We start from the raw sequence: 22,750 nt of genomic DNA on the forward strand, positions 1-22,750 counted from the left end.
AGCACTAGTCTCTCTTAAAATGGGAAGAGAGACTTTGAAATAAATGTTATCAAATACAAATTTTTTTATTCGCTAATGCCCCTTAGAGGATAAACAGAAGTAACAAAAAAAGATTATGAGAAAGCCTACTAACCTAAGATTGATTTTATTGACTTTGTTTTTATTGCAAAGTTATCTAATGCTTGGACAAAATCATGTGCCTTTTGCACCAAGGTTTGACACAAGTATTAGAGGAGATATGATGCTTATTGGTAATAATATTGTTAATAGAGATAACAATAAAACGAATGAGCGCCCAAATGATGCTTTTACAGGAAAGACGGATAATAACTCGGAGAACATGCAATACATTGATGTTGATAATGATCCCGATACCTTTAGTTCGAGTTCTGCGACTTTAAAAGTGCCAGATGCCAGTAGAGCATGTTACAATATTGTGTATGCAGGATTGTATTGGTCTGGTATTTATACACAGGGCTCTTTAGATAGTAAAGCAGTAAAGCGAAGTGATTTAGGCAATATAAAGTTTAAGCTACCTGAGGAAACAGCTTATAATAATATTACAGGAACTTTAATTTACGATTATTATAATAATAATCCAAAAACAACAAATGGTGACCAAATACCATATGCTTATTATGCTAATGTAACACAACTTTTAAAAGATTCAAAAAATCCTGAAGGAGAATATACAGCGGCAAATATCAATTCTGCTCGAGGTAATTTGAGTAATGGAGGATATGCAGCAGGATGGTCATTATTTGTTATTTACGAAGATCCAAACTCAAGTGCAAAATATATTACTGCTTATGACGGTTTTAGCTGGATTAAAGCTGGTGGAGCCGATTTGACGTATGGTATATCAGGTTTTAAAACGATTCCAACAGGGAATGTAAAAGTAAAATTAGCTTTTGCAGCTTTAGAAGGAGATAAAAATACGTCGGGAGATACTTATTCTATAAATGGTACACAGGTTTATACTACAGAGCGTGCAACAAACAATTTCTTTTGTAGTGTAATTAATGATCTTTCGGGAATTAATCCTAATAGAAAGCCAGCCAGTACAAATACACTTGGTTTTGATGCGGGTATTATTGAATTGAATAATGCCAAAAATGCTATTATTAAAAATGGTGATACTAAAGCTAATTTAAAATTAACGACCAGTGGAGATGGTTATGGTGTTTATTTTAATGCTTTTAACGTCGAGGTTATCGCTCCTCAAATTGCGCTGACAAAAATTGTAAAAGACACAGACGGGAAGAATATCGGAGGACAGAATGTAACTCTTGGTCAGCAATTGGTCTATGAAATTACGATTCAAAATAAAGGTAATGATGATGCAACTTCATTAGTTATTACTGACCAGTTGCCAATAAACGTTATATTTAATCAAAAAGATGATTTGCTTCCTTTACCAGATGGAATTATAGTTAAAACACCTTATGACCCTGTTACAAGAAAAATTGTTTTTGAGGTAACAGATCCTAAATTAATAACAAAGAATAGTCCTACTGTAAGTAAAATCTCTTTTAAAGTTCAAGTAGTTCCTGATTGTCATTCACTAAGCGAGGCTTGCTCTAACAGTATCGACAACCAAGCTTTTGCTACTTATAAAGGGAAGGAAAATACCAGCTTTTCAATCGATGAAACAGCTCCTCAAGGAAGTGTTAATTCAACTGATGGATGTGCTGTAACACCAAAAGCCACAAACTTTTTAGTAGGAGTAGATGGTTGTGAATATACTGAAAATGTAACCCTATGTACAGATACTGTAGATCTTATTCCTGCAAAAGGATATGATAAGTACACATGGTATAGTGATGCTAAAATGACCAATAAAATTGGTGAAGGTAGTCCATTTACTGTGAGTAAAGAAGGAACATATTATGTGTATAACTTGGCTCAAGCACCATGTAGATCTATTTCTCAATCTTTTGTTGTAACTCGTTTTAAAAGTACAAGCAAAAACCCGGTGTTAGATTTCGCAAGTGAAACAGTAATTTGTGCCGATACCGGTCAACCATTTCCAAACATTTATTTGTGTGGTGGTAACGATAAAAAAGAAATAAAAACAACTATCACGGATGCTTCCAATATAGTATGGGAACGTTTTGTTGAAGGCAGCTGTACGGTGTCAACAGGTAAAAACTGTCCAAACGAATCATTGACAAGTACAGGAAATCCGAATGAATTTTGTAAATGGGAGCAAGTAGAATCAGGGCCTGATTATACTGCAGATGCAAAAGGAAGATATAGATTGACAGTTACCTATAAAGGTGGAGTTTGTTTCAATCGTTTTTATTTTGATGTTTATCAAAACCCATTAACTCCAACAGAAAAGCATAAAGATATTATTTGTTCAAGTAATGGTAGTATTACTGTTGAAGGTGTTCCAGCTGGATATGAGTATGCCATCAGCAAGGATCCTAATGGACCTATAGGAGCATACCAGTCAAGTAATATATTCCCAATTGCTACTGAAGGTTCTTATACTGTCCATGTTAAACAAACTAATGTAACTACGTTTCCATGTGATTTTGTAGTTAAAAATATTCTTATTAGAAAAACAGATGTTGATGTTAAGACAGTAATAACACAACCTCTTTGTGCAGGTAGTAAAGGTAAAGTAGAAGTTGCGGCAAATAATTCGAATCCAAATTACACTTTTGTTATTAAACAAGGTAATGCAACAGTTCAGACTATTGGGCCAGTTTCTAGTAATAAAGCTATATTCGATTTACTTGCAGGAGATTATACACTTACTGTAACAACATCTGATGGTTGTACCAGTATAAGCGATGTAAAAATAGTTGCACCAGATCCGCTTACTGCAACTTATGACGTAAAATCACTAACGGCATGTTCAGATGGAGAGATTACAGTAAATCCTAAAGGAGGTACAGCACCTTATTCTTACTCTATAAATGGTCAACCGTTTGTTTCTGAAAATAAGATTACTGTAAAAAATCCAGGCGGTAGCTACAGTATTAGTGTTGTAGACAGTAATGATTGTGAATATATAATTCCGACATTTTCAGTAAATCCTATTGCTAAACCAACAGTTACTATAAATTCGAAAAATGTAAGTTGTTACAATACTAAAGAAGGAGAAATTTCAATTTCAGTTTCTCCTGCAGATTCTGGCTATACCGTTTCTTATAGTGTTGCTGGAGTTGCTGGTGATGCATATACAACTTTACCAACAACGGGCTTAGCTGTAGGAGATTATAAGGTTACAGTAAAATATACAATAGGCGGAGTAGATTGTACTGACCCAGAAAAAGTTATTAAAATTACAGGACCTGCATCTACGCTAAGTGCTTCTGCAGGTGTTGCTGAATTATCAGGTTGTGGACCGATAGGGAATACTAAACAAGGAATGGTTAGAATTACCAATCCTCAGGGAGGTGTGCCTTTTCCTGCACCAAATTTATACCGCTATAGTTTTGACGGAGGAAATACTTATATTACAGATAATTTCGCCTACATAAACCCAAGTACATCTCCAATTACATTATATATTAAAGATGCTTGCTGGGTGTATTTTCCCAATGTCAGGTATAATGTTAGACGAAAAACCTGCTGATCCTATATTTAGTGATCCTGTTTTAACTTATAATTGTAAAGGAGAAGGTACAGCTACAGTAACGGTTAATGCTGATGCAAGTCCAAATTATAACTATTCTTACTATTTAGGTAAACCAGATCCGGCAAACCCTTCTAATTACATTTATACTTTAAATACAAATACTCCAGCTAATATTTTTAAAGATATTCCTGTTGGAGATTATAAAATTAAAGTAGAGTACAATTTAGTAGCAGTTGCTACTTATAGTAATTTATTAATAGAAGATTTTGGTAATGGTCCACCAACGACTACTACTGGTATTGCTGATGAATTTACAAATCCACCATATAAAGGATATTGCTTTAATGATCAAAGAACAGTTGGTCCATTCCCTTGTGGAACACGATCTGTTGAAGATAACCAATATTCTGTAGCTAGTTTCTTCTGGAGAAATGATACATCTTGGTTTCCATTTAAAGACCATACAACAAACCCAAATAATTTACCGAATACAGGTAGAGAAGATGGAAGATATTTATTAGTAAATATTGGAAAAGAAGCTGGACCATATGGTAGATTATACAGAAAACCTATTATTGATGTAATACCAAACCAACCTGTTATTGTCGATCTTTATATTGGTAATTTATTGAATTACGGTAAAAGCGGATATGCACCAGAACTAAGATTCGAATTAGTAAATGGAGCGGGTCAGGTTGTGGCTACTCAAAATACAGGTAAAATTGCCGAGGGTGCATATGACCCTAATAGAACAAAGTGGGTTAAAATCTCTTTATCTTTAAACCCAGGTAATTACACAAATTTAGATTTCGTTATTCGTTCAGGAAGCCAAGAATATGATGGAAACGATTTAGTAATCGATGATATCTGGGTACGCCAGTTACCAAAATCATGTTTGCAGGACAAAACTTTAACTCTTAAAGTTCCAAGTGGACAAGGATTTTCTGCAGAAGTTACAAATCTAAACGGAGTTTTATGTAAAGGAGACGCAAACGGTACCTTCAGTATTGTTGCTAAAAACTTTGACACAGATAAAGGATTTTATTATACATTAAACGGAGGGGCTACAAATCCTACTTGGGTCAATTCGAAAGTTTCGCCTGTTAATTTTACAGATAAAGCTGCAGGAAGTTATGATATTAGAGTTCGTTATGATAATAATGCTTGCCTCTTGTAACTTTACTATTCCAACGGTTGTTAAAACTCCAGATGCATTTGTTGTAGATGCTAGTGCTGGAACAGCAACTTGTAAAGTTGGTGCTACTGTAACAGCAACTGCTGTTGGAGGTACGCCAGATTATACTATTACAATTAAAGATAAAAACTCTGCATTTACTAAGACGTTCCCTAGCAGTTTAATTCTAACGGATATTCCTCCAGGAACTTATACAGTTTCAGGAAAAGACGCTAACGGATGTTTAGATGCAAAAGATACAGATTTAATTATTGGTACTCCTCAAAAGCCGACTGCTGAGATAGTTCCAAACTCTGGATTATGTTTTGATAATACTAACGCTAAAATTACCGTTAAAGTAAGCGGAGGTGTTGGACCTTACAGCTATCAGGTAAGTACAGACGGAGGTAAAACATACAGTGATCCAAGTCCAACTTTTAACGGCCCTACATTTACTTATACAGCAACAGCTGTTGGAACGTATGATTTCTTAATTTCTGACTTTAATAATTGTGAGGCTATAGCAATAAGTCAAACTATTAATAAAGCGATCACAGCGAAAGCTGATATTAGTGTTCCATTATCTTGTAAAACAGGTACTGCTGCAAATGCTACTATAGATGTTACTATAGATGGCGGAACATCACCTTATACTTATACTGTTACAAATAAAGGAACAGGTGCGGTACTAGTAAATAATGGTACTACTGCTGGTCCAACATTCTCTTATTCTGCTACAACAGCTGCGACTTATGTATTTGCTATTAAAGACAAAAACGGTTGTCCTATTACTGTAGAAAAAGAAGTGCTTGCTAAAGTTCCGGTTACGGCTACTCACGCTGTAAATCCAGTTACATGTTTTGGAAAAGCAGATGGTTATATTGATATTACGCCACAAAATGGTGTTGCACCATTTAAGATCCAATTTAATGGTACAGGAGCTTTTACAACAGTAACAACATCACCTGTTCGTTACGGTTCATTAGCAGGTTCTGTTGGTGCCGGTACTAAATATACTTATATTGTTGAAGATGCCTTAGGATGTCAACAACAATATACATTCTATGTAATCCAACCAGCTGCTGTTACACTTACAGTTTCTATTACAACGCCTTATAATTGTACCACTAATGCGGCTACTATTACAGCAAGCGCAGGTAACGGAAACGGTGGCTTTACTTATGTATTAAAAAATACAACTACTGGTGCAACTATAGAAACTAACACTACTGGTGTATTTAATAATTTAACTATTGCAGGAACTTACGAAGTAACAGCAACAGATAGTAAATCATGTCCAATAACAAAAGTTGCTGGAACTATTAATGCGTTGAATCCTCCAAAAGGAATGACACTTACGCCAACGGCAGTAAAATGTCCAAGCAATACAACAGATGTAACGATTACAAATGTTGTTAATGCTGCAGGAGTTGCTGTACCTACAACAGGTTTAGAATATAGAATTAAACTTCCTGTACCTCCGGGTACTTCTACTTACCAAACTAGTAATACTTTTACTGGATTGGCAGCAGGTAAAACATATACTTTTGAAGTTAGGGATGCTAATTTCTGTGTGTATGAAAAAATACTTGATGTACCATCATTACCAGTATTTGCTGTAGCTTTAAAATCTCAGAATAATATTAGCTGTTCTACTGCAACTGATGGTTCTGCAATATTTACTGTTACAGGATTAGGTAATGGTACTGGATACAGTTATAAAGTAGATGCATTGCCTGCGGTAACAGGATTAACAACTCCACCAGCAGGAAGTTCATTTGAGATTTCTGTACCAAATTTAAGTCCAGGACTTCATACAATTGTAGTAACAAATACAGTTACAAATTGTCCACAATCTCAATCGGTTACGATTGCGGCACCACCTGCTGCATTGGTATTAAATCCATCAACATTAGTACACGTAACTTGTGATAATAAAGGAAAAGCAACAATTAATGTAGTTGGAGGTTGGGGAACTTATGAATATACAGTTACGCCTACATCTCCAGCAGGATCAGCGATTGTTCAAACAACGACAAATGTATTTTCTAATTTAAATGCTGGTGCTTATTCTGTTTCTGTAAAAGATTTAAATGGTTGTACTGTAACAGGAACTTTTACTATTAATGATAAAGTTAATCCTACTGCGAGCATTGATGTTTCAAACTCAGATTTTTGTGTTGTAGGAACTGGAGCAAAAATTGTAGTATCGCCTAACAGTGCTCCTAATTATACGTATGTTCTAGATAATGGTGCTGTTCAAAATACTGGTACTTTTACAGGAGTAACTCCAGGAATTACTCATAAAATTAGAGTTACTGATACTTCTACAGGATGTTATACTGATTTAACTGTGCCAACAATTAATGCACCAATATCTGCTAAATTAAATCCTTTAGTAAAAGATTTAACTTGTGATGCTACAAATCCAAATGCAGTTATTGAAGTTTCTATAAAAGATGGTTATCCAGATTATAGCTATAGAGTAAGTACAAATGGCAGCGGATTTAGTGGTTCTAATATTCCAGTAGCAGCTGGTGCGACTACATTTACGTACCAAACAACTACAGGTGCTGCAGCTGCAACTTATGAATTTGAAATATTTGACAGTAAAGGATGTAGAACTACTGTAACGCAAAATATCGCGGCGAGAGTATCTCCAACAGCTACAACTACACCAACAAATCCTACTTGTTATAATGGAAATGATGGTTCTATTATCGTAAACGCTAGTTCAGGATTAGCACCTTACACTTACGAAGTTTCAACAGTTTCTGCTACAGGACCATTTACTACCATGACTAGTAAAACATATTCTAATGCTACGGCTGGAGATTACTGGTTTAGAGTTACGGATGCGAAAAAATGTCAGTTTGTAACAGCAAAAACGACTGTTTCAAACCCGCCACAATTAACAGCTAAAGCTGATCTTACTACAGCTTTAAGTTGTGGAACATCAAACGCTACACAAGCTGCTACTATTACAGTTACGGTATTATTGCCAGGAACACCATATAGCGGAACAGACAAATACAGATATAGTTTCAATGGAGTTTTACCGGCAGGAACATCAAATACCTACACGACTAGCACTCCTGGTGCAGTTACAGTAGATGTATTCGATGCAAATAATTGCCCTTACAGAATTCGGTTTCACCTGTCGTTAATACATTAAATCCGCCATCAAATATGGCTTTTTCACAAGCCAATGTTATTTCTTGTATGGCTACACAATTAGATACAGATTTAACAGTATCTTATTCAGGAGGTGTAGGACCATTTAGAGTTGAAATTACATCTACAGATGCAGTTCCAGCTCCGGCAGTTGCTGTTGCAACAGGTGTAACGGCTCAGTCTTATGTATTTAAAGATTTAGCTCCAGGTAACTACTCTTTTAAAGTTACAGATGCTAATAAATGTACAACTACTGGCGATTATAAAATTGAAAAAGTTGAATTGCCTATTGCCAACGGTTCAGTAATTTCAAATGTAATTTGTAAAGGTGCATCAGATGGTAAACTTAGTTTTACAGTTTCTGGTAATGTAGGTGCTACATACACTTATGAACTAAGAAACAGCGTAAATGCACTTGTACCAATTATTCAATCTTCAAAAACAGGAAATGTTATTGATTATGTAGGATTGCCTGCAGATACTTATACATTTAGAGTTACAAACTCAACAACAACTTGTTACGCAACAAAGGTTCTTGAAGTTAAAGAGCCGAAAGATCCATTGGCTCTTCTAGCGCCAACAATTACTCCTATCACTTGTTCACCAAACAATGGTAAAGTAGTTATTAATACAACTGGCGGTTGGGGTAACAATAGATATACATTAACTCAACCTGACGGAACTTTAGTTGGTCCTCAGCCAAGTTCAACTTTTGCCAATATAACTCAGTCTGGTACTTATGGTATTTCTGTTACAGATTTAAATGGAAACGGATGTACTGTTACAGATACATTTACTGTTGATGCAAAAGTATTGCCAAGCGCAAGTATCGATTTGACAGCTTCAGATTTATGTTATGATTCAGTTGGTAAAGCGACAATTGTAGTTACACCTACAGTTCCGTCTCCTACTTACATGTACAATATCAATGATGGTGTTTATCAAAGTAGTGGTACTTTCCCTAATTTGGAGCCAGGAAGGTATAATGTTAAAGTAAAAGATATGGCAACGGGTTGTATTTTACCATTGTCAGCAATAGATATTGAATCTGAATTGAAATTCAATGCTACTTTGAGCAAATCAGCAAACTGTCTTACTCAGAATACTGAGATAAAAGGTATTGTTTCTGGTGGAAAACTTAATTATTCTTATACTGTAACTAAAAATGGAACATTAGATCCAACTGTTATACCAGTAACTGGTACAACTTTTACTTATACAGATCCTGTAGATCCTCCGCAAGTTGGAAATACAACTTATATATTTACGTTAACAGATGCGTCAGATGCTAAATGTAGTCTTACATCTACAGTTGTTGTAGGACCAAGAACAGATCCTGATTTTACATTAACTCCTAATTCAACTATTTTATGTAATGGAGATGCAACGGGTTCTATTACAGTAGCAATTGACAAGACAAAAGGAGTATCTCCTTATACAATCTCTGTCTACAATACAACAACTTCTACCTCTTATGGTGCACAAACTACTGGTCTTCCAGCTGGTGATTATACAGTAAGAGTAACAGATGATAAAGGTTGTTATCTTGAGAAAACTACAGATATTAAACAACCTGCTAAAATTGAATTTGATATTGATGTTAAACCTATGACTTGTGATACTAGTGGTAGCGGAATATCTTATGGATCTATTACGGTTCACAATTTTACAGGAGGTTCAAGTGATATTGCTCCACTAGGACCATTTACTTATACTTTAACAAATAATGTTAATGAGCCAACGCAAGTTGCTCCACATGCAATTTCAGATGTTAGAGGTGATTATACTTTTAATATTTTAAATTTTGGTATTTATCAATTAACGGTTTCTGATAAAAACGGCTGTTCAGTTACCAAAACAATCTCGATGGCATCAAAACCAGAAGATTTAAAAATTGAGGTTAAAGCAGGAACAGCGTCATGTACAACAGCAAGTCTTGTTGTGACTGTAAATACGCCGATTATTGGAGGGCCTTATCATTTTGCTCTTTATCCAATCAATTCAGCTTCTACGCCGCCATATAAATACGCTGATAATACAGGATCATACCAAGATTCAGATTCAACGAATCCTGCAGATCCTGAATATACACAATCGACTTTTAACGGTTTATTACCAGGGGTTACTTATTCGTTCATCGTTTATGACGTAACAACAGACTGTTATTTCTTTAAACAAGCAGAAGCACCAACATTGACTTCTTCTAATTTAAATATTACTGTAACACCAGCTAATGTAACATGTCAGGGAGCTGGTAATGGAAATGTTTCATTCACGTTCACGGGTACAAAACCAACAACAGAAACAGTTAAATACGAAGTTTACAATTCGCAAAGTAATACACTAGTTACTCCTGCAGTTGGGGGTACAGTGACATTACCAACTAATTCGGCAACAAATGTAGGACCACTGGTTCCAGGGACATATTATATCTTATTTACAGAATTGGATAATACTTCAACTGTAGTTTGTATGAATACGTCTAAAACTTTTACAATAAGTGAATCAGTTGTTCCATTAACATTAAAGGTTAGTTCTCCTAAAAATGATAATTGTGGAACTGATCAAGGTATAATTGAAGCTTTTGGACAAGGAGGAACGGTTACTAAAGTAGTCGTTGATCCATCAGATCCAACAAAAACTATTACAGTTCCAGCGCCTTATTTATATCAAATTTTCCCAGATACAGGTGTGGCTGGTGTAATTGATGGTTCAGATAAACCAGTGACTGATGCTGGGCTTTCTGCTTCTTTCGACCCAGCTCTTCATACAGGAAGTACTTTTAATAAAGAATGGGGTCACTATTTAGTTTATGTAAAAGATGCAAATGGCTGTATTCAGGTAGAGTTTGTTGAAGTGAAATTAGATCCAACTCCAGTAATAACAGCTGATGTAAACAGTGTTTGTGCTGAGGAAGACTCTTTTGTAATCGATGTTGATATGACAACATTCGGTATTGCTCCATATACTTATAGTTTAGATGGTTTTGATTTTGTTCCTATGCCTGCAACACCATTTTCTATATCTAATCTTCATTCAGGAAATCATACTGTAGAAGTTAGAGATTTTAATGGTTGTGGTAATAAAGTAACATTAAACCCTATTGCTGTACCTTTAGACATCAAAGCTAAATTTACTATAGACCCTACATGTAGAGATGCTGACGGTACAATTACTGCTGTTGTAACTGGCGGATTTGCACCAAATAATTTTGAATACACTTTAAAAAATAATACTGTAGCGACAGTAGATGTTGTGCAAATTAACAATCCAAAATTTGTAGGTCAGGCAGCGGGTAATTATACTGTAACAGTAAGAGATTTAAACACAAATTGTTCTAAATCAGTTATTGTTGATTTACTTGTACCAACTCTTGTAGATTTAGTTCCAGGAGATATTACAACAACTGCTGTTGATTGTAACGGAACACAAGGAACAAACAATAACGGAACTCTTACGGTTAACTTAAGAGTCTGCTAACGACAATCCGGATTATAAATTTATCCTGACACCTGTTTTACCAGCAGGACCTGCTATTACACAGGATAGTAATTATTTTACAGGTTTAATTGCAGGAGATTATACAGTTAAAGTTATTTCTTCTAGAGGCTGTGAATTTGAGGTGCCTGCTAATGTACCTGCTCCAAGTGCAGTTTATGCAACTGCTACAGCAACACCATTTAGTTGTGCTGTTGATCCAACTACAACTACAGTTGTTGTATCGGCTGCAGGTGGTACAGGAACTGGTACATTTACTTTCAGTAAAGACGGTACTAATTATTTTACAAGTAATAGCACACCAGCTGACGATAATTACACATTTGAATTATCTGATACAGGAAGTGTTCAAGACCCTCATTATTGGGTGAAAGATGCTAATGGATGTATTTATGAAACAAGTGGTTTAGTTGCACCATTAGACCCACTACCAAAATTAATTTCAGCTACAGCTAAGAGATCTCCTTTAGCAGGATCTCAAATTGATTGTCAAAATGGTAGAGAGGTAATTCAAATTGATGTAGTTGGAGGATCCACTCCAGCTGATTTCACTTATCAAGTTTCAATTGACGGAGCTGGTTATACAACTCTTACAAATTCTGCTGGAACACCATATACTTATAATGCTACAACAGCGGGTAGTAAGTACCAGTTTAAAATTATTGATAATGAAACAGGTTGTGAGATTTTAACTAACATTTATGAGGTTCCTTTATTCGATCTTATTAGCGTAACAGCTACTACGGCTTCTGATGTAAAATGTATATCAGAAAATAATGGAACAATTCAAATCAATATTGCTGGGTATTCTGGTGCATACGATTATCAAATTTTTGATGGTCTAACTGCAGTAGTTGGAGTTGGAGCAAGCGGTTCTCACGATACTGCAACTTCAAATCCGTTTGTAATTCCTTTCGGATTACCTGCAGGAAATAATTATACAGTACACATTCAAGAAACGGGTCATCCAAAATGTCCTTCGATTTCAAATCCGTAATTATCAAAAAACCAACTGCGGCTTTAGCTTTAGATCCGTTAGTTGTTACACCATTAGGTTGTACTACTTTAGGAGCTGTAGTAATAACTGCTAAAGATGGTTGGGGTGATTATACCTATACTTTAACGCAGCCAGACTTAACAGTTGTAACAAACAAAAATGGTAAGTTTGATAATCTTAATCAAGTAGGACCAGCAGGATCTTATAAAGTTTCTGTAAAAGACGCTAATGGTTGTGAGGTGACTGATTCATTTAATTTAAGTACACCGGTTCCTCCAACAGCAAGTATCGACCCTACAACAGATTATTGTTATACAAATGCTGATAAAGCAACTATTGTGGTAATTGCTTCATCTACATCGCCTTTTGCATTGCCAACAGATACTTATGATTATAGTATTAATGGTGGTCAGACATGGCAAATTAATAATAATACATTCACTGATTTAACTCCTGGAGATTATACATTTACAGTTAGAGATAAATTTGGATGTACTGGTACTACTTCAATTACTACAATTGAAGGACAGCTTTATTCTTCAGCAGAAAAAACAAAAGATATTTTCTGTACAGGTACAGTTGAAGGTACTATTAGAGTAAAAGCATCTGGTGGATATGCGCCTTATAGCTACACTGTAGCCATAAATGGTGGTGCAGCCTTCTGCTCCAATTGCATTTGTAAACGGAACATATTCTGATTATACAGTTGTTTCTCCTCTTACAAGTACATACGATTTTGTAGTGTATGATGCTCATAACTGTCCAACTCCAGTTAGTACAGTGACTATGGTAGCGCCAACTGCAGTTACGTTTACTGCAACACCAACATCTCCATATTGTTCAGGAACACAAGGAAATGTTGATAATGGTTCTATCTTGTTTACTTTACCAACAAGTAATGATAACCCGCCTTACACATACACTGTTCAGCGTACGGCACCTACAGTTGGTTTAGTATTAACACAAGTAAACAATCCGTTGTTTACAGGATTAAGTGCTGGTACTTATGCTGTAAATGTTACATCTGACAGATTGTGTGACGCTCCAACAACCGTTGTTATTAACCCTCCAATTGCAGTAGTGGCAGAAGCTTCGGCTACAAAGTTTACTTGTACAGGAACAAGTATTAACGAGACGATTGTTACTGTTACTGGTAAATTTGGTACAGGTACAGGTTTAGTAGGAGATTATACTTATAGTAATAACAAAACAAAATGGGAAACAAGTAATACATTTACGGTAGTTGATAACCAAAATGTTCAAACCCTAACATATTATGTTAGAGATAAAAACGGATGTATTGCTGAAGTTCAGATTACTGTGGATCCATTCCCAATATTGAAAAAACCTACAGTTACACAAGGAAGAAGAGCAGCTTGTAATAATGCTGGTGAAGTTATTGATGTTGTAATCAATGGCGGAGCAAGTCCGGCAAACTTCCAATACGAAGTATATCAGGATGGTGTTTTATTAAGCGGCGGTCCATATGCTGTGACAGGAAATACATTTAGTTATACAGCTCCAACGGTTGGTCATTTCTATCAGTTTAAAATAACTGACTTGACAACGTTCTGTTATATTACTACTGATCCTTACGAAGTGCCAGTATTTAATACTGCTAAAGTTATTGCAAATGCTTCTTCGTTAGTTTCTTGTAATGGTTTAAGCGATGGTAAAATCACATTTAATATTGTAGATTACAACGGTCCATACACCTATCAGGTTTACAACAATGGAGTAGCGGTTACAGGTGCTTCAGGATCTGGAACTACTGCAACAGCAAATCCGTTTACAATTCCTTTCGGACTTTCTGCGGGAGCGAAGTATACAGTAGTAATTACTGAGACGGCTTATCCATTCTGTGATATTACATCTGCTGATGTAAACATCACTGAACCGCCAGTACTAGATCTAACGAATATGGTTGTTACGGTTAAAAACCAAAATTGTTGGACAACTGGAGCAGTTATTACTGCTGATGCTTCTACAATTGTAGGTGGAACTCTTGGATCAGGATTTACATTTGCTTTCGTACCAGCAGGAACAGTTCCAACAGCGGGTCAATATTCATCTTCAAACACTAAAACATTTGCAACAACTAAAATTGCACCGTTGTTTGATTCGTATGATGTTTATGTAAAAGATGGTAACGGTTGTCCTAAGTTTAAAACAGTAAATATTTCATTAGATCCAAAACCTGCAATTACAAATGTTGCGGTTGCGAGTCAATGTTATAATGCAGCAGGCTACAGAATCGACGTTACTGCAAATGGTGTTGGTACTCTAGAATATAGTTTAGACGGAGTACAGTTCCAAGGCGCTAGTTTCTTTACTGTTACTGCTCCAGGAAATTATACTGTAACAGTAAGAGATGCAAATAAGTGTACAACAACAGCTCCTGCTGCAGTTACAATTTATGAGCCTCTTGCGTTACGTGCAGAGGTGACAAAAGTGCCTACTTGTAAAGCTGCCGATGGTACAATCACTTTATTCGCTTCTGGCGGAAAAGTGCCAACTCCAAGTTATGTTTACACAAGAGATAATTGGTTGAATACAAGCACAAGTCCTGTATTTATAGGATTAGCTCCTGGAATAAAATATACTTTTAGAGTAAAAGATGTTAATACAAATTGTGAGGTAGAGATTGAAGAAACAATAGATATGCCAACTGATGTTACAGGAATTGTTGCAACAGCGACTCCTACATCTTGTAATGGTTATGCTGATGGTAGTATTTCGGTAACAATTGCAACATCAAACAATAATCCTAAATACAGATATAGTCTTTCTGGACCTGTAAATAGACTACCTCAGGATAGCCCGATTTTCAATGACTTACCATTTGGTAATTACGTTGTAACGGTAACTTCTGGAAGAGGATGTTTTGCGACAGCACCAGCTACAGTTAGTCAGCCACAGTCAGTGGTTGTTGCTAAACCTACAGTAACACAATACCTATGTTCTGCAGGAACAAACAATGCTGGTAACGCTACAATTACAGTAGCGCCAGGTTCTGTAACAGGTGGTTCTAACACTTATATCAGATATCAATTCATGAGAGATGGAGTTCAGGTACAAAATGATGATAGAAACACATATACCGAATCTGATTATTTAGGTGGTGACTATATCGTGAATGTATTTGATTCTAAAGGATGTCAGGGTACTTACGCTACAGTAACAATCGATCCTTACATTGGAATTGCTGATCTGAAAATTGTTGCTACGCAAATTACTTGTAAAAACGATGAAGCTATTCAAGTAACTGCGATCGCTACAACAGGAACATTGCCAGCTTTAGATTATACTATTGTTGGAATAGATGGTAATACATATCCTCTTACACCAAGTGTAAATGGATCATGGAATGATTTGAAAGTAGGTAATTATAAAATTGTTGTGACTAATCCGCTAACAGGATGTAGTGTTGAAAAAATCTATATTGTTAACGAGCCAAACACATTCAAATTTGTAGCTTCTGAAATTAAGAACCTTACTTGTTATAGTGATGAAGATGGAGCAATTACGTTGACATTAGTCGATAATATTCCAACTCCAAAAGATGATGCTGGTAGATTTGATTATGTGATTACACATGAATCTGGAACGATTCTAAGAGGATCAACTACAACAACAGAATTAAAACTTTCGAATCTGAAAAGAGGTAAGTATACTGTTGTGGCAACATTAGTAGGTTCTCCTTTCTGTGACGTTCAAACTGAATTTAACATTGAGGGTCCAGCTACAGAATTAGAAATTCTAGCGTCTAAAAAAGACATTACTTGTGTAACAGGTAATGATGATGGAGAAATCCGTATAAGCGCTCAAGGTGGATGGCCAGGCGATTATCTATATAAATTAGATGGTCCAGTAACAGTAGATTTCTCTGCTCAAAACGTATTCACAGGATTAAAAGCAGGATTGTATACAGTTTCTGTTAAAGATGCTGGAGGTTGTATTGATACCGATCAAGTTACTTTAGTAGTTCCAACACCAATTGTGGTTACAGCTTCGGCAGACAAAACATTATTATTGTGTAATGGAGATATGAGCGCGACTATTACTGCGACTTCGGTTACAGGCGGACAGGGTAGTAATTATTTATATACTTTAAATACTACTTCAGTTACTCCTGTAAGATCTTCAGGACCTCAAACTATACCTTCATTTGCTGGTTTAGGAGCAGGAACTTATACGATAACTGTTACTGACGGATTCAATTGTGTTGGCGAGTCAGCTCCAATAACAATTAATGAGCCTACTGAAGTTAAACCAAGTTTGGCTGAAACTAGAAAAATGACTTGTCTTACACAGACTCAACTTACTTTAAGTGCTACTGGTGGTACGCCTCCTTACACTTATAGTAGTGATGATGTAACATACTCAACAGTTCCTTTTACAAGTTCTGTTTCGTTTGATGTTGCTCCAGGTGCATACAAGTACTATGTGAAAGATGCAAACGGATGTGTTGATTTTGTTTCTAACGAAATTACAATTGACCCGCTTGAGCCATTGAAAGCTAATTTGGATATATCTAATGCTGTAGTATTATGTCGTGAAGATCCAAGTGGTGTAATTGTGGCAAATGCTTCAGGTGGATTAGGAAACTATCAATATACTTTACTAGACGGTGCCGGAAACATACTAAAAGGACCACAGTCAGATGGTAGATTTGATAAGCTTATAGCTGGTGATTATAAAGTGGTTGTGAAGAGTGGTGATTGCGAAACTTTACCAGAAGATGTAAATATCGATCAGCCAAAAGAAGTATTCTCAGCTGAGTTTATTCCAACAGCAGTGAAATGTTTTGGTGGAAATGATGGAACAATTGAAGTAATCGGTAAAGGTGGAACAGGAAGTTATAAATACTCTATTTCACCAAGAAACGATCAATACTTTGACAGTAACATTTTTGAGAAATTGAAAGCTGGTTTCTATACAGTTATAGCAATGGATGAACATGGATGTTATGATACAGAAGTAGTTGAGGTTAAACAACCTACAGCACCACTTTCAGTTGTTGAAACACCTGGAATGACAATGCCAGAAGAATGTGCTGGAGAACTTAATGGAGCATTTACAATTGACATTGCGGGTGGTACACCTCCTTATTTAGTTAGTTTAAATGATATTAATGGTACTTACCAACCGGTTACAGGAACACAACATACGTTTGAAAATCTTGCGGGAGGTGTTTATACAGTATTTGTGAAAGACGGCGGAAACTGTCCTCAAGAAGTAGAAGTTAGTGTACCATTGCCAGTAACGCTTAATCCGGTTGCTGAGGTAACGTATGACTGTGTGAACAACTCACAGGCAAACATGGTAATAGTAACTATTGATGCTTCTATTACAGACCCAACAGATGTAGATTATTCTCTTGATAACAATGGAACATTCCAGCCAAGTAACATCTTTACAAATGTTCCTGCTGGTGATCACTTCATCGTTGCAAGACATACTAACGGATGTGAAGTGCCAACGCCAATCTTTACTGTTAATGCAGTTGCAGAACTTGGCTTAATAGACATTACAAATCAAAGTAAAGACATCAACACAATTGTGGTTCAAGCTACAGGTGGAGTTGCTCCTTACGAGTACAGTTTCAATGGAGAGTCATTTACATCATCTAACAGTTATAGAATCTATAAAACAGGTGATTATGTAGTTATCGTGAGAGATAAAAATGGTTGTGAGAAAACAATAACAGTTCATGGAACATTCTATGATTTCTGTATGCCAAACTACTTTACTCCAAACGGTGATGGACAAAATGATACTATTGGTCCAGATTGTGGTGCATTAGCGTACAAAGAATTAACGTTCGATATTTATGACAGATATGGTAGAGTTGTTGCCAAATACCGTGTAAATGGTAAATGGGATGGTAGATACCATGGAAATGAATTGCCAACAGGAGATTACTGGTACGTTCTTAAACTAAACGATCCAAAAGATCCTAGAGAGTTTGTTGGACATTTCACTTTATACAGATAACAAAATTATAGCCCCAATGATGTTATCTAAAAATATTATTACAATGAAAAAGTTTATTTTATCCTTAGTACTCATGGCTGTAACAACAAGTTACAGCCAAGAGTTAAACCTACCAGTGTTTACGCAGTATTTAGCTGATAACCCTTTTATTCTTTCTCCTGCTTATGCTGGTATTGGAGATAATCTCCGTATTAGAGCCAACGGTTTAACTCAGTGGGTCGGAATTAAAGATGCACCAGATAACCAATCATTGTATGCAGATTTTCGTGTTCTAGATCGTTCTGGAGTTGGTATATCATTGTATAACGACAGCAATGGTAATACAAGACAAACAGGAGCAAAAGTTTCGTTTGCCCACCACTTGATTTTAGATTATCGTTCAGAACAGTATCTTTCATTTGGTATATCATATAACTTTAATAGTTTCCGAATCGATACGGGTAATTTTACAGGAGACGTAAATGGGGTTCCTGTGGCATTAGACCCTTCAATTACAGACAATCGTTACAATTCAAATAACAACTTTGACATTAGTGCATTGTACCGTAACAAAGGATTTTATTTTAGTTTTAACGCCAATAACGTTTTAAAGAAAAATACAGATAAGTATAGAGGAGTAGAACCTGATTTGCTTTCTAATTATCAGATTTATTCTGGATTTACTTTCAGAGATGGAGAAAACAGACGTATCGAATATGAACCATCGGTTTTCTTTCAATATTTTGCAAGTGACCAACGTTCTACAACTGATTTGAACTTCAAATACAGACGTTATAATCGTTACGAAGATTACTATTGGATTGGAGTTTCTTACCGTTTCTTAAATGACCAGTTCCCAAAACCTTTATCAATGGGACCTATGGCTGGTTTTATGAAATCTAAATTCTATTTTGCATATTCTTACCAGATAATGTTTAATGGTCTTGGGGCATATAACTCAGGAACACATTCAATCACCATCGGATTCGATTTCTTGCAATCAATCAGTAACTGTCCTTGTACACAGAGTCCAGTTCACGATTAAACAAGTAATTTTTATCATCTTTGAGAATAATTTTGTTTATTTTCATAATTTACAACGTTTTCGTTTTTATTAATGGATTATTTTTGCTTTTTTGAAATTTAGACTACGCTAAAAGTTCTATATTTGTTATTCTTTCAAAAAATTAAAAAAATTAGCAGATGAAAACTTTAAGCGATTTCGATTTTAAAAATAAAAAAGCAATTATCCGTGTTGACTTCAACGTGCCATTGGATGAGAATTTTAATGTAACAGATACAACACGTATCGAAGCGGCAAAACCAACAATTGATGCTATATTAGCACAAGGTGGCAGTGTGATTTTAATGTCACACCTTGGAAGACCAAAAGGAGCAGAAGAGAAATACTCTCTAAAACATATTTTAAAAACAGCTTCTGATATTTTAGGAGTTCAAGTAAAATTTGCTGAAAACTGCGTTGGAGAACCAGCTCAAACTGCGAGCAAAAGATTTAAAACCAGGCGAAGTTCTTTTATTAGAAAACTTACGTTTCCACGCAGAAGAAGAGGCAGGAGATGTAGCTTTCGCTAAAGAATTAGCTTCTCTTGGAGATATTTATGTAAACGATGCATTTGGTACTGCTCACAGAGCACACGCATCGACAACAATTATTGCACAATTTTTTCCAAACGATAAATGTTTCGGAACATTATTGGCAAAAGAAATTGACAGTTTAAATAAAGTTCTTAAAAACAGTGAAAAACCTGTAACTGCCGTTCTAGGAGGTTCTAAAGTTTCTTCTAAAATCACCGTTATCGAAAATATCTTAGATAAAGTAGATCACATGATTATTGGTGGAGGTATGACTTTTACTTTCATTAAAGCTCAAGGCGGAAAAATTGGTGAGTCTATCTGCGAAGATGATAAATTAGATTTAGCTCTTGAAATTTTAAGATTAGCAAAAGAAAAAGGAGTTCAGGTACATATTCCTGTTGATGTTATTGTTGCAGACGATTTCTCAAACAATGCAAATACTCAGGTTGTAGACGTAACTGCAATTCCTGATGGATGGCAAGGTTTAGATGCAGGTCCAAAATCTCTAGAAAACTTCAAAAAAGTAATTTTAGAGTCAAAAACAATTCTTTGGAATGGTCCATTAGGAGTTTTTGAAATGGAAACGTTCTCTAAAGGAACAATCGCATTAGGAGATTATATCGCAGAAGCTACTCAAAATGGAGCATTTTCATTAGTTGGTGGTGGAGATTCTGTTGCGGCAGTAAAACAGTTCGGATTTGAAGATAAAATGAGCTACGTCTCTACTGGTGGAGGGGCAATGCTTGAAATGTTAGAAGGAAGAATTTTACCTGGAATCAGCTGCGATTTTAGACTAAAAAATCACAATTAACATTTTTTTAAACACTTTTCTTCGATAAAGGGCTTAGATTTGCAAAAATACAACTCTTGTAATTGTTTGAATTACAGAATTTTAAAATAATGTTATATGATTGTAAAAAAATTATCATTAGTGGTTTCGGCTTTCTTCTCGTTAGCTGTCTGTGCGCAAGAAACGGCAAAGACAGATGTAGAATTGAAGCCAGAGGTTAAACTTTCATATTTAGATTCTATTAAAAGTACTTTCAAAAAAGACAATCTAGCTACAAAAGTAGACAGTCTTTGGATGAACGAATTAGTAAGTCTAGATATTTATGATGATCTAACCAAAGACATTCAAACCATTAACAAAGATGTTACTGTTGATGAAGAACTTCCAACCGAATTGCTAAAACAGCGTTTGGCGGCGATGAATCAGAAATCACCTTTTGAAATTCAATACAATCAAGGTTTAGAAAATATAATAAAGTCATTTCTTAAGAACCGTAAAAAATCGTTTTCTCGATTAATGGCTTTATCAGAATATTATTTCCCAATGTTTGAGGATGCTTTTGCAAAACAAAACGTTCCTTTAGAAATAAAATATTTAGCCGTTGTAGAATCTGCTTTAAATCCTAAAGCAGTTTCTAAAATGGGCGCCACGGGACTTTGGCAGTTTATGTACGGAACCGGAAAACAATACGCTTTAAAAATTGATTCTTATATCGACGAAAGAAGCGATCCTCTTAAAGCTACAGCAGTAACTTCAGAATACATGACCAAAATGTTTAATATTTTTGGAGACTGGGAACTGGTTTTAGCTTCTTATAATTCAGGTCCAGGAAATGTTACTAAAGCAATTCGTCGTTCTGGCGGAAAAACAAAATACTGGGACATTCGTAATTATCTTCCAAAAGAAACTCAAGGTTACGTTCCAGCTTTCTTAGCAACAATGTACCTTTTTGAATACCACAAAGAACACGGAATTAATCCAGAAAGAGCCGTAGTTAAAAACTTCGAAACAGATACTATAGCAGTCAAAAATCAAATGTCTTTCAAACAGATTGCAGATTTATTAGACATGCCACAATCGCAAATTCAGCTTTTAAATCCATCTTATAAAATGGGAGTTGTTCCGTTTTACCAAGGAGAACAGCATTTTATTCGTCTTCCAAAAGATAAAGTAGCAACTTTTGTTTCAAACGAAGATCAGATTTATGCTTATGTGAAGTATGATTCTGAAATGAAATCAACTAATTCAAGATTAGCTATAAAGTATACTCCAAAAACAAAACCAGCGGTTGCAAAACCAGCAACAGCAGTTGAAAGTGGAGATTTCGAATTTTACAAAGTTAGAAAAGGAGACAATTTAGGCGCAATCGCTTCTAAGTATAATGTAAGCATTAGCGAGCTTAAAAAATGGAATAATTTAAAAACAAATGCCGTTGCAATAGGCAGAAGTTTAAAAATTAAATCTGAAGAACCTTCACCATCAGCTATTAAAGCAAATGCAGTTATAGATAAAAAAGAAGAAGCTATTGCTTCTGCTGAAGAAAAAACGAAACCTACAGCAGTCGATATGGACTATGTTGTAGTAGCTGGAGATAATTTAGGTAGCATTGCAAAGAAATTCGGTACGACTATTGCGGAGTTAAAAGAATTTAACGATTTAACTTCAAATAACATTGGTTTAGGAAAAACACTTATTATTTCTAAAGCAACAATAGTTATAGAAGAGCCGGCTTCAACAGCAATTGCATCAAACTCGGTTGATTCATTCAAGAAAAAAGCACCTTCTAAAAACGTTAGCGAAGATTATTACGTTAAGAAAGGAGATTCTTTATACAGCATTTCTAAAAAATATCCTGGAGTAACAATTTCAGATATTAAAAAATGGAATGGTATTAAAGATGAAGATATTAAACCAGGAATGAAACTTAAAATAAACGGATAATAGAAAAATCTT

General features: G+C 35.4%; 9 protein-coding genes and 1 pseudogene. All 10 read left to right on the forward strand.

Features of this window, described 5'->3' with window-relative positions; all coding sequences use genetic code 11:
• The first annotated feature begins 115 nt into the window (after window positions 1–115).
• Window positions 116–3,589, forward strand: coding sequence for a hypothetical protein (locus tag P5P87_RS16975; RefSeq protein ID WP_278020030.1), 3,474 nt, complete (start codon window positions 116–118; stop codon window positions 3,587–3,589).
• Window positions 3,531–4,769, forward strand: a complete 1,239-nt coding sequence (locus P5P87_RS16980) for a hypothetical protein (RefSeq protein WP_278020031.1) — start codon at window positions 3,531–3,533, stop codon at window positions 4,767–4,769. Before P5P87_RS16975 ends, P5P87_RS16980 begins: the two co-directional genes overlap by 59 nt.
• Window positions 4,753–7,941 carry a SprB repeat-containing protein gene (locus P5P87_RS16985; protein WP_278020032.1) on the forward strand — a complete coding sequence of 1,063 codons (3,189 nt, stop codon included), beginning with the start codon at window positions 4,753–4,755 and terminating at the stop codon, window positions 7,939–7,941. The genes P5P87_RS16980 and P5P87_RS16985 overlap by 17 nt, the downstream gene beginning before the upstream one ends.
• A 14-nt stretch (window positions 7,942–7,955) precedes the next feature.
• The gene (locus P5P87_RS16990; RefSeq protein ID WP_278020033.1) at window positions 7,956–11,420 is read left to right on the forward strand and encodes a hypothetical protein; all 3,465 of its coding nucleotides are present in this window, start codon (window positions 7,956–7,958) and stop codon (window positions 11,418–11,420) included.
• A gap of 142 nt (window positions 11,421–11,562) precedes the next feature.
• Window positions 11,563–12,435, forward strand: coding sequence for a SprB repeat-containing protein (locus P5P87_RS16995; protein WP_278020034.1), 873 nt, complete (start codon window positions 11,563–11,565; stop codon window positions 12,433–12,435).
• Window positions 12,411–13,133 carry a SprB repeat-containing protein gene (locus P5P87_RS17000; RefSeq protein ID WP_278020035.1) on the forward strand — a complete coding sequence of 241 codons (723 nt, stop codon included), beginning with the start codon at window positions 12,411–12,413 and terminating at the stop codon, window positions 13,131–13,133. The genes P5P87_RS16995 and P5P87_RS17000 overlap by 25 nt, the downstream gene beginning before the upstream one ends.
• Window positions 13,081–18,432 carry a T9SS type B sorting domain-containing protein gene (locus tag P5P87_RS17005; RefSeq protein ID WP_278020036.1) on the forward strand — a complete coding sequence of 1,784 codons (5,352 nt, stop codon included), beginning with the start codon at window positions 13,081–13,083 and terminating at the stop codon, window positions 18,430–18,432. Before P5P87_RS17000 ends, P5P87_RS17005 begins: the two co-directional genes overlap by 53 nt.
• Before the next feature lie 43 nt (window positions 18,433–18,475).
• On the forward strand, window positions 18,476–19,456 hold the full coding sequence (locus P5P87_RS17010) for a PorP/SprF family type IX secretion system membrane protein (RefSeq protein ID WP_233074027.1): 981 nt from the start codon (window positions 18,476–18,478) through the stop codon (window positions 19,454–19,456).
• Between the two features lie 158 nt (window positions 19,457–19,614).
• Window positions 19,615–20,818, forward strand: a pseudogene (locus P5P87_RS17015) (phosphoglycerate kinase).
• A 96-nt stretch (window positions 20,819–20,914) separates the two neighbouring features.
• Entirely contained in the window at window positions 20,915–22,738 is a 1,824-nt protein-coding gene (locus tag P5P87_RS17020; protein WP_278020037.1) for a LysM peptidoglycan-binding domain-containing protein, read from the forward strand.
• The last annotated feature ends 12 nt before the right edge of the window (window positions 22,739–22,750 follow it).

This window comes from Flavobacterium ginsengisoli, assembly GCF_029625315.1.
Lineage (GTDB): Bacteria > Bacteroidota > Bacteroidia > Flavobacteriales > Flavobacteriaceae > Flavobacterium > Flavobacterium ginsengisoli.